Below are 16,037 nucleotides of genomic sequence, written 5' to 3' on the forward strand. Positions count from 1 at the left end.
ATTGCGGACCTGGTCCAACAGATCCAGCACCTGCCGGCACCAGCGCACGAAATCCCCCGCCAGCAGCGGCGAGCCGGTGCCGGCCGGGTCGGCGGCCGCCAGGGCGCCGGCCAGGTCTCCCGTCTTGGCCCAGCGGTAAATGACGTTGACGAAGCCGTCGTCGGGTTCCCGGCTCGGCGCGATCCGATGGGTCTGCTCGTCGGCGCGCAACGCGTACGACAGCCGCGACGTTTGCTGCAGCGCCTGTCGCACCCGCTGGGTGGGCGCCTCGGCGGCGAACGCGGTCCGCGGGCCCTCGCCACCCCGGCTTTCGTACAGGACCGCCGAGACCACCGCCGCCAACTCGGGCGGCTTCAGCTCGGCCCACGCGCCCGTGCGCAGGCACTCGGCGACCAGAAGATCGCTCTCGCTGTAGATGCGGGCCAGCAGCCGGCCGTCGTCGGTGACGCGGGGATCGGTGTCCGGACCCTGGATGAAGCCCCGCTCGGTGAGCAGTCCGACGATCCGGTCGAATGTCCGCGCCAGCGAATTGGTCGCGGCGGCAACCTTTTTCTCCAACTGCGCATTGTCGCGTTCGATGCGCAGGTAGCGCTCGGCCTGCCGGACTTTCGCCTCCAGCCCGGCGCTGTTGTGCGACGGGTGCCGACGCAACTCCTCCCGCAACGACGCGAGCTCCGGGTCGTGGTAACCGTCGTGTTCTCCGCGGCCGCCGCGGCGCCTGGCCGGAACCGCCAGCCCGGCCGCCGCCGACCGCAGCGCCGATGCCAGGTCACGCCGGACCCGCGGCTGGCGGTGCTCGACCCGCTTGGGCAACGGCATCGATCCGACCGGAGCCGACGCGCCCGAGTAGTCGGCCGTGGAAATCCTTCCCGCCCAGCGGTTTTCGGTGAGCACCAGCGGGCGCGGGTCATCGCCGTCGCGGGCCGATTCCAGCACCACGGCCAGCCCACCGCGCCGGCCCTGGGTGATGTTGATGATGTCGCCGCGCCGCAGTGCGGCCAGCGCGTCGCTGGCCGCCTGGCGGCGGTGCAGCCGCGACGCGCGGGACTGCGCGCGCTCCATCTCGGAGATGCGGGCGCGCAGCCGCGCGTAGTCGAGGATCGGCGACTGCGGACCACCCAGCTCGGCGGCGATCTCGGCGAGCATCGCGTTGCCGCGCTCGATTCCGCGGACCAGGCCGACGACGGAGCGGTCGGCCTGATATTGGGCGAACGACTGCTCCAGCAGCCGGTGCGCCTGCTCGGGACCCATCTGCTGCACGAGGTTGATCGTCATGTTGTACGACGGGGCGAACGAGCTGCGCAGTGGAAACGTGCGGGTGGACGCCAGGCCCGCCACGGCGGCCGGCTCGGTGTTCTCGTCGGTGGGATTCCACAGCACCACCGCGTGGCCCTCGACGTCGATGCCGCGCCGCCCGGCGCGGCCGGTCAGCTGCGTGTACTCCCCCGGCGTCAGCGGCATGTGCTGCTCGCCGTTGAACTTGACCAGCCGCTCGAGCACCACCGTGCGGGCGGGCATGTTGATGCCGAGCGCCAGCGTCTCGGTCGCGAACACCGCCTTGACCAGACCGGCCGTGAACAGCTCCTCGACGGTATGCCGGAAGACCGGCAGCATCCCGGCGTGGTGGGCCGCCAAGCCGCGCAGCAGCCCCTCCCGCCACTCGTAGTAACCGAGCACCGCCAGGTCCGCGTCGGCGAGATCGCCGCAGCGGTGGTCGATCACTTCGGCGATCTGCGCCCGTTCCTCCTCGGTGGTCAACCGGAGCGGCGAGCGCAGGCACTGCTGAACCGCGGCGTCGCAGCCGGCGCGGGAGAACACGAACGTGATCGCAGGCAACAGCCCCTCGGAGTCCAGCGTCGCGATCACGTCCGCCCGCCCGGGCGGCCGGTAGAACCGGGGCCGGCCGGGCGCACCGCGTCCGCCGCGCGCCCGGCGCGGCTGCCAGTCCGACATCCGGTCCGCCTCCCGGCGATGCGCGATGTGGCGCACCAGGTCCGGGCTCACGCGCGACTCGTGGCCGGCGACCGGCTGTCCGCCGGCTTCCGAGCCGCGGTAGTCGAACAGGTCGAAGAGCCGCTTGCCCACCAACACGTGCTGCCACAGCGGCACCGGTCGGTGCTCGTCGACCACCACGGTCGTATCGCCCCGCACCGTCTGGATCCAGCCACCGAATTCCTCGGCATTGCTCACCGTGGCCGACAGGCTGACCACCCGCACCTCGTCGGGCAGGTGCAGGATCACTTCCTCCCACACCGGGCCGCGCATCCGGTCGGCCAGGAAATGCACCTCGTCCATGACGACGAAGGAAAGGCCCTGCAGCGCAGGGGAATCGGCGTAGAGCATGTTGCGGAGCACCTCGGTGGTCATCACCACGACGGGGGCGTCGGCGTTCACCGACATGTCACCGGTCAGCAGGCCGATCCGGTCGCGGCCGTAACGCGCGATCAGATCGGTGTGCTTCTGGTTGCTCAGCGCCTTGAGCGGCGTGGTGTAGAAGCACTTGCCGCCGGCGGCCAGCGCCAGGTGCACGGCGAACTCGCCCACCACCGTCTTGCCGGCGCCGGTCGGCGCGCAGACCAGCACGCCGTGGCCTCGTTCCAGCGCCGCGCAAGCGCGCTGCTGGAAACCGTCGAGCGCGAAAGGCAGTTCGGCGGTGAACCGGGTCAGCTCGACGAGCTCCGTCGTGTCCTGCGGCACCGGTTCAGGTGACATCGTCATGCTGGCCGGCGGTGAACGACGGCTCCCGCGCCGGCTCGTGTATCGGCGCGGGCGCCTCGATGACCGAGGCCTCGTCGTCCGGGATCGCGGTCTGCGCTTCGCGCTTGGCCTTCCGCCTGTCGTGCAGGCGGGCGATCTGGATGGCGAACTCGAGGAGCACCGACAACGCCACGCCCAACGCGGTCATCGAGAAGGGGTCGGACCCGGGCGTGAAAACCGCAGCGAACACGAACATCCCGAAGATCAGGCCGCGCCGCCAGGACTTGAGCCGCTCGTAGGTCAGCACGCCCGTCATGTTGAGCATGACGATGAGCAACGGGAATTCGAAGCTGACGCCGAACACCACCAGCAGGTTGATCAAGAACCCGAAGTACCGGTCCCCGGACAGCGCGGTCACCTGCACGTCGCTGCCGACCGTCAGCAAGAAGCCCAGCGCCTTGGACAGCACGAAGTAGGCCAGGATCGCGCCCGTGACGAACAACACCGCCGCGGGGATCACGAAGCCCACCGCGAAGCGGCGCTCCTTTTGGTACAGCCCCGGCGTAATGAACGCCCAGAGTTCGTAGAACCAGACCGGGCAGGCCAGCACCACCCCGGCGGTCAGCCCGACCTTGAGCCGCAGCATGAACTGGTCGAATGGCGCGGTGGCCAGCAGCCGGCATTGACCGTCGGCGCTGATGCTGGCGCGCGCCGATTGGGGCAGGGAGCAGTACGGGTGGCGCAGCCACTCGCCGAGGCTTTCCAGCCCGAAGATCGAGTGCGAATACCAGAAGAACCCGAAGATCGTGGTGATCAGGATGGCGGCCAGCGAGAGCAGCAACCGGGTGCGCAGCTCAGTCAGGTGATCGACGAGCGACATCGTCGCGTCGGGATTGGTTCGGCTGCGCCTGTTACGCGGATTGAGGCGCTTCAGCACGCCGGCAGTGCGCGCTGAAACTTTGAGACCTTTCACGACGCTCGTTCAGTAGCGCTCGGGCACCGCGACGATGACGGCGGGCTACGCCGGGCGTGCTTCGGAGTGCCCCTGCTCGGCCGCCGGAGCGTCGACACGCTGCGACTGCACGGGAGTGGGGTTCGCCGCGGAGGGGGCGCTGTTGGTCGCGTTGTTGGCCTCCAAAGCCGACGACTCCGCTTTGTTCTCGGTCTGCATTTCGCGCAGCTCAGACTTGAAGATGCGCATCGACTTGCCCAGCGAACGTGCTGCATCGGGGAGCTTCTTGGCACCGAAGAGCAGGATCACCACCACAGCGAGGATCGCCCAGTGCCACGGACTAAGACTGCCCACTTTGATTACCTCCAGACGTCTACCCGATGCTACCGCAGTGCGGCGATACACCGGACCGACCGCGCCGTGGCCTCAGAGGGCGAGCGCCCGGTAGGAGTCGAGCGCCGCCGCCGCCGCATCCCGGACACGTACCGCCAGCGACTCCGGTTCAAGCACCCGCACGGCCGACCCGAAGCCCAGCACGAGGCGGGTCATCCAGTCCTCGGAGGCGTAGGTCATCACCGCCTCGCAGGACCCGTCCGGCAGCTCCCGCACGTCGCGCATCGGGTAGTACTCGAACATCCACGACGCCGACGGCGCGATCCGCAGCCTGGCCGACGGGAGCGACGGGTCGCCGTCGAACAGGGAGGTGTCCGGCGGCGCCTGCAGCGCCAGTTCGGGCGGGGCCGCCGGCTCGTCCAACTCGGTGGCGTCGACGATGCGGTCGAAGCGGAACAGCCGCACCCCTTCGGCCTCGCGTGACCAGGCCTCCAGGTAGCTGTGGCCGCCGATCAGCAGCACGCGGATGGGGTCGACGATCCGGCTGGTCAGGGTGTCGTGTGAGGCGGAGTAATAGTCGATGGCCAGCGCGTGTTTGGCCTGGACGGCCGTGCGCACCGCGGCCGCGGCGTGGCTCTCCGCGGGCGCCTGCTCCGCGACCGCTGCCGCCGTCCCGGTGGCGTCTTGCCCGACGGCACCGGCCGCGGCCTCGATCTTGGCGATCGCGCTGCGCGCGGCCTCCGGATCCACCACGCCGGGAATGTCGACGAGCGCCTGCAGGGCCACGAGCAGACCGGTGGCCTCCGGCGAGGTGAGCTTGAGTGGCCGGTCGATGCCCGCGGAGAAGGTGACCTCGATGGTGTCGCCGGCGAATTGGAAGTCGATCAGGTCTCCCGGGTAGTAGCCGGGCAGCCCGCACATCCAGAGCTGGTTGAGGTCCTCTTCCAGCTGCTTGGCGGACACCCCCAGGTCGGCGGCCGCCTTGGCCCGAGTGACCCGCGGGTTGGCCTGGAAATACGGCACCATGTTGAGCAGCCGGATCAGCCGCGTGGATATGGCAGTCATGACAGCTCTCCGTCCTCCACGTGGGAGCGCAGCCGCGCCAGCACGTCCTCGCGCAGCTGCTGTGGTTCGAGCACGACCGCGTCGGCCCCGTAACCGGCGATGTCGCTGGCCAGCCGATCGCTGGACCCGATATCCATTTCGATCACCTCGCCGTCGCGGTCGCCCAATCGCCGCGCGCCGGCAGACCTCCCGGCGCGTCGCAGCGCGGTGGCTCGTCCGTCGGCGACCCAGACCCGCGCCTGCCCACCGGTCGGCGGTTCCGCGACCGTCCGGGCCACGATCTGGCGCAAGTCCACATCCGCGGGCACCATGACCGCCCCGGGCGGCCCGATCGGCTGGACCTCGGCGCCGATCCGCGACAGCCGGAAGGTGCGGGTGGCGTCGCGGTCGCGATCGTGCCCCACCAAGTACCAGCGGCCCTTCTGGGTGACAACGCCCCATGGCTCCACGGTGCGCACGCTGTACGGCTCGGCGCGCGACGGCCGGTGCGGGAACTGCACGGCCTGCCGGGAATCGATGGCCGACAGCAGGATTCCGAGAACCTCTTCCGAACCGCGCAGCCCGGGCACCCCTGCCGGTGAGGCGATGGCCACCGGCGCATCGGGGTCGACGTCCACGCCGGCGGCGCGCAACTTGAGCAGCGCGCCTTGGGTGGCTGTGATCAATTCGGGCGACTCCCACAGTTGGGTCGCGACGGCCACCGCGGCGGCCTCGTCGGGAGTCAGCTCGACCGCCGGCAGCGCATAGGCGTCCCGGTTGATCCGGTACCCCTCGGTGGGCTCCATCGCCGACGCCCGGCCGACCTCGAGCGGGATGCCGAGGTCACGCAGCTCGTTCTTGTCCCGTTCGAACATGCGCGAGAAGGCCTCGGCGCTCGGGCTGTCCGCGTAGCCGGCCACGCTGGATCTGATCTTCTCCGCGCTGATGTAGCCGCGGGTGGACAGCAGGGCGATGACGAGATTGACCAACCGCTCGACTTTCGAGGTCGCCATTCGCACCAGGTTATAGCCGGCGCCCGTCGCGCGCCTGCACCGGCTGGCGCGTCGCAGTTTTCACATTCGGCACATCAGTCACGGGCTCGCGGGGATCACCGGCTCGACGAATGTGATGTCGCCCGCGCTATCAAGTTTGCGGCTCGAGCATCGGTGGAGCCGCGTTACTGGCGTGACAGCCGTGACAGCAAGCGGTCGAGCTACATGCTGGCGATCAGCCGCTTGACCCGCTCGTCGACCGCCCGGAAGGGGTCCTTGCACAACACGGTCCGCTGGGCCTGGTCGTTGAGCTTGAGGTGCACCCAGTCGACGGTGAAGTCGCGGCCCGCGGCCTGGGCGGCGCTGATGAATTCGCCGCGCAGCCGGGCCCGGGTGGTCTGCGGCGGGTGGTCGACGGCCTCCGCGATTTCCTCGTCGGTGGTGACGCGGGCCGCCAGGCCCTTGCGCTGCAGCAGGTCGAACACGCCGCGGCCCCGTTTGATGTCGTGGTAGGCCAGGTCCAGCTGGGCGATCTTCGGGTCGGACAGCTCCATGCTGTAGCGGTCCTGGTAGCGCTGGAACAGCTTGCGCTTGATCACCCAGTCGATCTCGGTGTCGACCTTGGCGAAGTCCTGGCTCTCGACGGCGTCGAGCTGGCGCCCCCACAGGTCGACGACCTGCTCGATCTGGGCGTTGGGCTCCCGGGTCTGCAGGTGTTCGACGGCGCGGGTGTAGTACTCGCGCTGGATGTCCAGGGCGCTGGCCTGCCGACCGCCGGCCAACCGCACGGGCCGCCGGCCGGTGACGTCGTGGCTGACCTCGCGGATGGCGCGGATCGGGTTGTCCAGCGAGAAGTCGCGGAAGGGAACGCCCGCCTCGATCATCTCCAGCACCAGCGCGGCGGTGCCCACCTTGAGCATGGTGGTGGTCTCGCACATGTTGGAGTCGCCGACGATCACGTGCAGCCGCCGGTACTTCTCGGCGTCCGCGTGCGGCTCGTCTCGGGTGTTGATGATCGGCCGGCTGCGGGTGGTGGCCGAGGAGACGCCCTCCCAGATGTGCTCGGCGCGCTGCGACAGGCAGAAAGTCGCCGCCTTGGGCGTCTGCAACACCTTGCCGGCCCCACAGATCAGCTGGCGCGTCACCAGGAACGGCAGCAGCACGTCGGAGATCCGGGAGAACTCACCGGCCCGCACGATCAGGTAGTTCTCGTGGCAGCCGTAGGAGTTGCCCGCCGAGTCGGTGTTGTTCTTGAACAGGTAGATGTCGCCACCGATGCCCTCGTCGGCCAGCCGCTGCTCGGCGTCGATCAGCAGGTCTTCCAGCACCCACTCGCCGGCTCGGTCATGGGTGACCAGCTGGACCAGGCTGTCGCACTCGGCCGTCGCGTACTCGGGGTGGCTGCCCACGTCGAGGTACAGGCGGGCGCCGTTGCGAAGAAAAACGTTGGAGCTGCGCCCCCACGACACGACGCGCCGGAACAGATACCGGGCGACCTCGTCCGGGGACAGGCGGCGATGGCCGTGAAAGGTGCAGGTGACACCGAACTCGGTCTCGATGCCCATAATTCGTCGCTGCACGTAATCGAGGGTACTGGTTGTCTGACCGGGACGGTGCGGAAGCCGCGCCTACGGGTCTGGACGAGTTTCACGCGGGCCGCCGGCGCATAGCGCGCGAACCGCCCGAGGCGACCGTCGCTCGACGTCGGCGTCATGAAAGAGCCGCCGCAGATCCGCCGACGTTTCGCCCACAGCGAACGCCAGCGGACCGGTTCGGCCCGAGTCAGCCCGCGGAGTTGCCGTTGGATTCCGGCGCGTCGCCGTTGCTTCCCGACTGCTTTGAATCGCCCTCTTGCAGCAGACCTTCCAACGTGGCCCGGTTGATGCGCCGGAACGCCCGACGCGGCCGGTTGACGTCCAGGATGGCAACCTCCAGGCTGCCCACATCCGGAGAAAGGTCCCCGTTGGAACCATCCGCGCTGCCCGCCCGCAGCGCCTTGACGGCGATCTTGGTCGCGTCGCGCAGGTCGGCGTTCTCGGCGTACGACTCCTTGAGCGCGGTGGTGATCGGCTCTGTGGTGCCGCCCATAACCACGAAATGCGGCTCGTCGGCGATCGACCCGTCGTAGGTGATGCGGTACAGCTCAGGCGGTTTGGTTTCGCCGTAGTGCGCGACCTCGGCCACGCACAACTCCACCTCGTAGGGCTTGGCCTGCTCGGTGAATATCGTGCCCAGGGTTTGGGCATACACGTTGGCCAGCTGGCGTCCCGTGACGTCGCGGCGGTCATAGGCGTAGCCGCGGGTGTCGGCGAACTGGATTCCGCCGCGACGCAGGTTGTCGAATTCGTTGAACTTACCCGCCGCCGCGAAGCCCACGCGGTCGTAGAGCTCACTGATCTTCTGCAGGGAACGCGACGGGTTCTCCGCCACGAAAAGCACACCGCCGGCGTACACCAGCGCCACCACGCTCTTGCCGCGCGCGATGCCTTTGCGTGCGAGCTCGCTGCGCTCGCGCATCGCCTGCTCAGGCGAGATGAAATACGGGAAGCTCACTTCTCACCGCCATCGGGACCGAAAGTGTCTGCGCGTGAGCGGCTTTCGATCACCTCGCGGGCCAGCTCGGCGATCCGGCTCTCGGGCACCTCGGCCGCGCCCTCGGCGCCGATGGTGACCGCCGTCGGGTAGATGCCGCGGACCAGGTCTGGGCCGCCGGTGGCCGAGTCGTCGTCGGCCGCGTCGTAGAGCGCCTCGACGGCGACCCGCACCGCGGAATCGGCGTCGACGACCCGCGAGTAGAGCTTCTTGATGGAGGACTTGGCGAAGATCGAGCCCGAGCCCACCGACTGATAGCCCTCTTCTTCCAGGTTCCAGCCGCCGGCGGCGTCGAATGAGACGATCCGGCCGGCGCCTTCGGGGTCGGGCGCGTCGATGTCGTAGCCCGCCAGCAGCGGCAGAGCCACCAGCCCCTGCATCGCGGCGGCCAGATTTCCGCGCACCATGATCGCCAGCCGGTTCACCTTGCCGGCAAACGTTAGCGGCACGCCTTCGAGCTTCTCGTAGTGCTCGAGTTCCACGGCGTACAGGCGGGCGAACTCGACGGCGATGGCAGCGGTGCCCGCGATGCCCGTGGCGGTGTAGTCGTCGGTGACGTAGACCTTCTTCACGTCGCGCCCGGCGATCATGTTGCCCTGGGTCGAGCGGCGGTCCCCGGCGATGACAACGCCGCCCGGATATTTCAGGGCAACGATGGTGGTGCCGTGCGGCAGCTGCGAGCCGACCCCTTCGGACCGCGCGCCGCCACGCAGGCTCGCCGGCAGCAGCTCCGGCGCTTGGCGGCGCAGGAAGTCAGCAAACGACGACAGGTCTACGGCGGGGTTTGCCGGGAATGCGGGGTTAGTGGACAGGCGATCGGAGAAGGGCCAGGTCACTGTCCGCCCTTTTGGACGTATGCCCGGACGAAATCTTCGGCGTTCTCTTCGAGCACGTCGTCGATCTCGTCGAGCAGATCGTCGGTGTCCTCGGCTAGCTTCTCGCGGCGCTCCTGGCCCGCGGCCGTGCTGTCGGTGAGATCGTCGTCGTCACCACCGCCACCGCCACGCTTGGTCTGCTCTTGAGCCATCGCCGGCCTCCTGCTTCATCTGAACTTGTTCAGCGGCTTGCCTGCCTTTTAAGCCACACTGCTCGCTGGTATCTCTACCCTACCGGTCAACCCCGACGTTCCCCGGTTTAACCGGCTTAGCTGGTGAGTTGTTCAACCAGTTCGGCGGCGCTATCCACCGAGTCCAGCAGCGCCCCGACGTGCGCCTTGCTGCCCCGAAGCGGCTCCAGCGTCGGAATGCGCACCAACGAATCACCGCCGAGGTCGAAAATCACCGAGTCCCAGCTGGCCGCGGCGATGTCGGCGCCGAACCTGCGCAGGCACTCGCCGCGGAAGTACGCGCGGGTGTCGGTCGGCGGGTTGTCCACCGCCTCCAGCACCTGGTGCTCGGTGACCAGCCGCTTCATCGAGCCGCGGGCGACGAGCCGGTTGTACAGGCCCTTGTCCAGCCGGACATCGGAATACTGCAGGTCGACAAGATGCAGCCGCGGCGCCGACCAGCTCAGGTTCTCCCGCTGGCGAAATCCCTCGAGCAGGCGCAGCTTGGCGGGCCAGTCGAGCACCTCGGCGCATTCCATCGGGTCCCGCTCGAGTTGGTCGAGCACCTGCGCCCAGGTCTGGACGATGTCGGCCGCGCGGGGATCGGGGTCACGGCTATCGACGAGCTTCGCCACCCGATCCAGGTAAATCCGTTGCAAGGCAAGGCCCGTCAGTTCGCGTCCGTCGGCCAGCGCCACGGCGACCCGCAGCGACGGGTCGCGGCTGATCGCATGGACCGCGTGCACCGGCCGCGCCAGCACCAGATCGCTCAGGTCGATCCCGTGTTCCGGGCCGACTTCGATCAAGTCCAGCACCAGCGCCGTCGTGCCCAGCTTCAGGTAGGTCGACGTCTCGGCGAGGTTGGCGTCGCCGATGATGACGTGCAGCCTGCGGTACCGGTCGGCGTCGGCGTGCGGTTCGTCACGGGTGTTGATGATGCCGCGCTTGAGGGTCGTCTCGAGGCCCACCTCGACCTCGATGTAATCGGAGCGCTGGGACAGCTGGAAGCCGGGCTCGTCACCGGAGGGCCCGATACCGACCCGGCCGGAGCCGGTCACCACCTGGCGGGATACCAGAAAAGGGGTCAGTCCCGCGATGATCGACGAAAACGGCGTCTGCCGGCTCATCAGGTAGTTCTCGTGCGACCCGTAGGAAGCGCCCTTGCCGTCGACGTTGTTCTTGTAGAGCTGCAGTTTGGCGGCCCCGGGCACGCTGGCGACGTGCCGGGCCGCGGCCTCCATGACGCGTTCGCCGGCCTTGTCCCAGATCACCGCGTCCAGCGGGTCGGTGCACTCGGGCGCCGAGTACTCCGGGTGGGCGTGGTCGACGTAGAGCCGCGCGCCGTTGGTCAGGATCATGTTGGCCGCGCCGACCTCGTCGGCGTCGACCACCGGCGGCGGGCCGGCCGAACGGCTCAGATCAAAACCGCGGGCGTCCCGCAACGGCGATTCCACCTCGTAGTCCCAGCGGGTGCGCTTCGCGCGCTGAATGCCGGCGGCGGCGGCATAGGCCAGCACCGCCTGGGTCGAGGTGAGGATCGGGTTGGCCGTCGGGTCCGACGGGGATGAAATGCCGTACTCGACCTCCGTCCCGATAATTCGTTGCATGACCTAAGCGTAGGCCCGCCGACGATGCGCCCCGTGCGGCGGGGCACGCATCGGCGGGGGTCCTAGTCGCTCAACGACCAGCGGGAGCGGGGCGCCCGTCGTAGGGTGAGCCGCCATGGGCCCAACTCTGCGCCGCGCGCCGCGCCGCGCCGGTTCGGTGAACGGTGCGGCCGAAAGCTGGTTCCTGGCGCGGGGTTTGCCGTCCGTGCTGACGAGGCGCGCCCGGTGGCGGCGGCTCTGGCCGCGCGCGGCGCCAGTGCTGGCGGCGTACGCGACGCTGCAGGCCTGCATCCTGCCGGTGTATCTGATCACCGGCGGCCACGACGTCGAAATCACCGGCACACCAACGACTTCCGAATTGTTCGTGCTCGTCATCGTCGGCCTCAGCCTGCCGCTGATGGCGCTCGTGGGCTGGCTGGTGTCGCGATCACGAAACGGGCGGGCACGCGCGACGATAGCGACGGCGTCGGTGGTGGTCGTGGCGTCCGTCGGCGTGGCGACCGGCGACGCCGCTCAACTGCCGCAGCAGGCCGCCGTCATCGCCGTCGTGCTGATCCTGACCGGCTTCGGCGTCGGTTCGGTGGTCGGCTGGGCGGTGCGCATGATGTTGTCGCACTTCACCATGGTGGGCGCGCTGGCGGTCCGGGCGTTGCCCGTCGTGCTGCTCACCGCGTTGGTCTTTTTCAACACCTACGTGTGGCTGATGGCCGCGACGATCAGCGGGAACCGGTTGGGGCTGGCGATGGCGTTCCTGGTTTCCATCGCGGCGGCCTTCGTCATCTCCGCCACGGTCGAGCGGGTGCGGCCGATGCTGAAGTCGGCAGCGGCCCTGCCCGAAGACACCGAGCACCTCGCCGACACGCCGTTCGCCAGCTTGCCGGACGCCCCCGACAGCGCCCCTTTGAAGAAGACCGAACGCCTCAACGTGGTGTTCGTTCTGGCCGCATCCCAACTGGCGCAGATCCTGGTGGTGGCGGTGGTCACCGCCACCATCTACCTGATCCTCGGCCTGATCGTGCTGAGCCCCGAACTGCTCAACGAATGGACCCACACGTACAAAAGCACCGCGACGGTGCTGGGCTTCACGCTGCCGGTCCCGGATTCGCTGGTGCACATGAGTCTTTTCCTGGGCGCCCTGACCTTCATGTACATCAGCGCGCGCGCCGCGGGCGACGCCGAGTATCGGTCCACCTTCCTGGACCCGCTGATCGGTGACCTGCATGCCACGCTGATCGCCCGCAATCGCTACCGCGGCGCCGTCGCGCCAACGGCGCGTGCTGTTGACGGCACCGACGGTGGTGACTGACACTTCACCGTGTGTCCGCCCCTGAGTCCGACCGCGCCGTCGGCAAACACGCGCTCGACCTGGCAGGAAAACGTTACGGCGAAGTGCTGCTGGTAACCGCCGGCGAGGCCGGCCCGCAGGCAACGGTTTACAACAGCTTCCCGCTCAACGACTGTCCCGCCGACCTGTGGTCCGCGCTCGACCCGCACGCCATCGCCGCCGAAAACGGCGTGGCCGCAGCCCTGCTCAACGGTCCGCGGTACTGGCTGATGAATGCCATCGAAAAAGAAGCCCAGGGTCCCCAGATCACCAAGACCTTCGGCGGGATCGAGATGATTCAGCAGGCCACCGTGCTGCTCTCGTCGATGAATCCCGCGCCCTACGTGCCCAACAAGGTCAACCGGCACACGGTCTTCGTCTTCAACGCCGGCGAACAGATCTACGAGCTGATCGATCCGCAAGGACAGCACTGGGTGATGCAGACGCTGAGCCAGGTCGCCGATCCCAACCTGTCGCAAGCGGATCTGCCGCGGCTCGCCGACCGGCTCGACCTGCCGGCGGGGTGGACCTACCAACCGCGGGTGCTGACCGACGAGTTGCGCATCGATACCCGGACCCGGGCGGCGCAGGTGCTGCAGGACAACCTGACCAACAGCTACTCGCTGGTGACCGACTGACGGCCGCCAAACCCGCCGAAACTTAAACCACGCACATCCGCCGCGGCGTGTCGTGTGCGTGGTTTAAGTGTCGCGATGCGGCGCGGACCCCTACAGGTACTGGCCCAGGTTGGATTCGGTGTCGATGGCCCGCGATGCGCTCGAGCTCTTGCCGGTGACCAGCGTGCGGATGTAGACGATCCGCTCGCCCTTCTTGCCCGAAATCCGCGCCCAGTCATCGGGGTTGGTGGTGTTGGGCAGGTCCTCGTTCTCGGCGAATTCGTCGACGATCGAGTCGAGCAGGTGCTGGATGCGCAGACCGGGTTGTCCGGTCTCCAGCACCGACTTGATCGCGTTCTTCTTCGCCCGGTCGACGACGTTCTGGATCATCGCCCCGGAGTTGAAGTCCTTGAAGTACATGACTTCCTTGTCACCGTTGGCGTAGGTGACCTCCAGGAACCGGTTGTCGTCTATCTCGGCGTACATCCGCTCGACGACCTTCTCGATCATCGCGTGGATGCAGGCCGACCGGTCGCCCCCGAACTCGGCGAGGTCATCGGCGTGCACGGGCAGCGACTCGACCAGGTACTTCGAGAAGATGTCTTGTGCCGCTTCGGCATCCGGGCGCTCGATCTTGATCTTCACGTCCAGACGGCCGGGCCGCAGGATCGCGGGGTCGATCATGTCCTCACGGTTGGAGGCGCCGATCACGATGACGTTCTCGAGGCCCTCGACACCGTCGATCTCGCTCAACAGCTGCGGGACGACGGTGGTCTCGACGTCCGACGAGACGCCGGTGCCTCGGGTGCGGAAGATCGAGTCCATCTCGTCGAAGAACACGATCACCGGCGTTCCTTCGGACGCCTTCTCCCGTGCCCGCTGGAAGATCAGCCGGATGTGACGCTCGGTCTCACCGACGAACTTGTTCAGCAGCTCGGGGCCCTTGATGTTGAGGAAGTAGGACTTCGCCTCGCGCGCGTCGTCACCCCGAACCTCGGCCATCTTCTTGGCCAACGAGTTGGCGACCGCCTTGGCGATCAACGTCTTCCCGCAGCCCGGCGGGCCGTACAGCAGCACACCCTTCGGCGGGCGCAGCGCGTACTCCCGGTACAGCTCCTTGTGCAGGAACGGCAGCTCCACGGCGTCGCGGATCTGCTCGATCTGGCGCGTCAGACCACCGATGTCGGAGTAGCTGACGTCGGGCACCTCTTCCAGCACCAGGTCTTCGACCTCGGCCTTGGGAATGCGCTCGAACGCGTAACCGGCCTTGGTGTCCACCAGCAACGAGTCGCCCGGCCGCAGCTTGCGTGGCCTGGTGTCGTCGTTGAGCGCGTCGGGATGCCCCTCCGGCAGGTCCTCGGCCACCAGCGGCTCGGCCAGCCACACGATGCGTTCTTCGTCGGCATGACCGACGACCAACGCCCGGTGCCCGTCGGCCAGCAGTTCGCGCAACGTGGAGATCTCGCCGACGGATTCGAACGTGCCGGCTTCGACGACGGTCAGCGCCTCGTTGAGGCGGACCGTCTGGCCCTTCCGCAGCGACCCGACGTCAATGTTGGGCGAGCACGTCAGCCGCATCTTGCGACCCGAGGTGAACACGTCGACCGTGTCGTCCTCGTGCGCGCCCAGCAACACGCCGTAGCCGCTCGGCGGCTGCCCTAGCCGGTCGACTTCCTCACGCAACGCGAGTAGTTGCTGGCGCGCCTCTTTGAGCGTCTCCATCAACTTCGAGTTGCGGGCCGCAAGCGAGTCGATCCGGGCTTCGAGCTGATGCACATCGCGCGCAGAGCGGGCGCCGCCTTGCGCCCCGGCTGCATGCTCGAGTTGCTCGCGCAGCAACGCTGCCTCGCGGCGTAATTCTTCCAATTCGGCAGCATCGCCGCTGGACATGCCTGACTCGCGGGGGGTACCGAATGATTCAGAACGCTCTGAGCCACCCATGTTGCGCTCCTTTCCCACACCGAATTGGCGCGGTGGATACTTCAAAGCTACCGGCGATTGACCAATGATGTGCGGAGTCAAATACCCACGAAAAGTTAAGATTTTCGTCTCGCTGGTAATCTCGGCCACTAATCTCGCTGATCGAAAGGGCCGCCGTGACCGCAAAAAGCCTCGCCACAGGCTTTGTCGGCGCGACCGGCGTCGGCGTCGCGACCGCGGGTGTGAGTTCAGTTGCATCCGTTGGCTCGACCGCCCGGCGGGCGCCCGCTTCGGGAAGCCACGCAACCCCCAAGCCGGCCTGATCGACGGGATGCGCCGACCCATCTCCGCAGCCGTGAGCGCCGCCACCGTCTTGGCGGCGGTCGGGATCTCGGGATGTTCGTCGCATCAGCAACCCCGCATCGCCTCCTCCGTGCCCGCGGCGGCCCCGGCCACGTCGAGCACGGTTGTCGTACCTCCGACTACCCCGCTGCCGACGCCTGAAGCCCTTACCGACATCTTGACCCGGCTCGCCGACCCGAACGTACCCGGTATCAACAAGGTGGGTTTGGTCGAAGGCGCCACCCCCGAGAGCGCGGACAGCCTGGACAAGTTCACCAACGCGTTGCGCGACAACGGCTACCTGCCCATGACCTTCGTCGCGCACGACATCGCCTGGTCGGACAAGACCCCCGCCAACGTGGTGGCGAACATCGACGTCAACACCGCGCAGCGGGCCAACGCCAGCTTCCACTTCCCGATGGAATTCACGCCCTTCCAAGGCGGTTGGCAGTTGTCCCAGCGAACCGCCGAGATGCTGTTGGCGCTGGGCAAGTCACCCGCGGTGACACCGCCGCCCGCCGGTCCGCCGCCCGCGTAATACCCGTAGTAACACTGTATCGTGGAGGCTATCC

Annotated in this window: 13 protein-coding genes and 1 pseudogene; 2 read left to right on the top strand and 12 right to left on the bottom strand. The window is 68.1% G+C overall.

The window, feature by feature from the left end; all coding sequences use genetic code 11:
- The 10 genes from A5681_RS04305 to dop form a co-directional block, all read right to left on the bottom strand.
- Positions 1-2,712, bottom strand: a 2,712-nt coding sequence (locus tag A5681_RS04305) for a DEAD/DEAH box helicase (protein WP_067269749.1), incomplete at its 3' end; no start/stop codon positions are given.
- The gene (gene tatC, locus A5681_RS04310) at positions 2,702-3,670 is read right to left on the bottom strand and encodes a twin-arginine translocase subunit TatC (RefSeq protein ID WP_156737844.1); all 969 of its coding nucleotides are present in this window, start codon (positions 3,668-3,670) and stop codon (positions 2,702-2,704) included. The genes tatC and A5681_RS04305, both read right to left, overlap by 11 nt.
- A gap of 45 nt (positions 3,671-3,715) precedes the next feature.
- Complete coding sequence (gene tatA / locus A5681_RS04315; protein WP_067269728.1) at positions 3,716-4,003, bottom strand: Sec-independent protein translocase subunit TatA; 288 nt, start codon at positions 4,001-4,003, stop codon at positions 3,716-3,718.
- A 72-nt stretch (positions 4,004-4,075) separates the two neighbouring features.
- Positions 4,076-5,047: a helix-turn-helix transcriptional regulator gene (locus tag A5681_RS04320; RefSeq protein ID WP_067269729.1), complete on the bottom strand. Its 972-nt coding sequence runs from the start codon at positions 5,045-5,047 to the stop codon at positions 4,076-4,078.
- The gene (locus tag A5681_RS04325) at positions 5,044-6,039 is read right to left on the bottom strand and encodes a helix-turn-helix transcriptional regulator (protein WP_067269730.1); all 996 of its coding nucleotides are present in this window, start codon (positions 6,037-6,039) and stop codon (positions 5,044-5,046) included. Before A5681_RS04325 ends, A5681_RS04320 begins: the two co-directional genes overlap by 4 nt.
- A gap of 200 nt (positions 6,040-6,239) precedes the next feature.
- Positions 6,240-7,598: a Pup--protein ligase gene (pafA, locus tag A5681_RS04330; protein WP_156737845.1), complete on the bottom strand. Its 1,359-nt coding sequence runs from the start codon at positions 7,596-7,598 to the stop codon at positions 6,240-6,242.
- Between the two features lie 202 nt (positions 7,599-7,800).
- Positions 7,801-8,571 (bottom strand): proteasome subunit alpha, encoded by a 771-nt coding sequence (gene prcA, locus A5681_RS04335; protein ID WP_067269736.1) that lies wholly within the window; start codon positions 8,569-8,571, stop codon positions 7,801-7,803.
- Positions 8,568-9,446, bottom strand: a complete 879-nt coding sequence (gene prcB / locus A5681_RS04340; protein ID WP_067269738.1) for a proteasome subunit beta — start codon at positions 9,444-9,446, stop codon at positions 8,568-8,570. Before prcB ends, prcA begins: the two co-directional genes overlap by 4 nt.
- Complete coding sequence (locus tag A5681_RS04345) at positions 9,443-9,637, bottom strand: ubiquitin-like protein Pup (RefSeq protein ID WP_067269740.1); 195 nt, start codon at positions 9,635-9,637, stop codon at positions 9,443-9,445. The genes prcB and A5681_RS04345 overlap by 4 nt, the downstream gene beginning before the upstream one ends.
- Before the next feature lie 116 nt (positions 9,638-9,753).
- On the bottom strand, positions 9,754-11,262 hold the full coding sequence (gene dop / locus A5681_RS04350; protein ID WP_067269742.1) for a pup deamidase/depupylase: 1,509 nt from the start codon (positions 11,260-11,262) through the stop codon (positions 9,754-9,756).
- Positions 11,263-11,377: 115 nt separating this feature from the next.
- Here dop and A5681_RS04355 point away from each other — a divergent pair, with 115 nt between their 5' ends.
- Both A5681_RS04355 and A5681_RS04360 read left to right on the top strand, forming a co-directional pair.
- The gene (locus tag A5681_RS04355) at positions 11,378-12,568 is read left to right on the top strand and encodes a hypothetical protein (protein ID WP_197498504.1); all 1,191 of its coding nucleotides are present in this window, start codon (positions 11,378-11,380) and stop codon (positions 12,566-12,568) included.
- 11 nt (positions 12,569-12,579) lie between these two features.
- Positions 12,580-13,224, top strand: a complete 645-nt coding sequence (locus A5681_RS04360) for a hypothetical protein (protein WP_067269744.1) — start codon at positions 12,580-12,582, stop codon at positions 13,222-13,224.
- Positions 13,225-13,314: 90 nt separating this feature from the next.
- On the opposite strand, the gene arc is transcribed toward A5681_RS04360, so the two are convergent.
- Positions 13,315-15,144: a proteasome ATPase gene (arc, locus tag A5681_RS04365; RefSeq protein WP_067269755.1), complete on the bottom strand. Its 1,830-nt coding sequence runs from the start codon at positions 15,142-15,144 to the stop codon at positions 13,315-13,317.
- 816 nt (positions 15,145-15,960) lie between these two features.
- A pseudogene (locus tag A5681_RS28120) lies at positions 15,961-16,037 on the bottom strand (ABC transporter permease); the annotation flags it as partial.

The sequence above is a fragment of the Mycobacterium scrofulaceum genome (assembly GCF_001667885.1).
Lineage (GTDB): Bacteria > Actinomycetota > Actinomycetes > Mycobacteriales > Mycobacteriaceae > Mycobacterium > Mycobacterium scrofulaceum_C.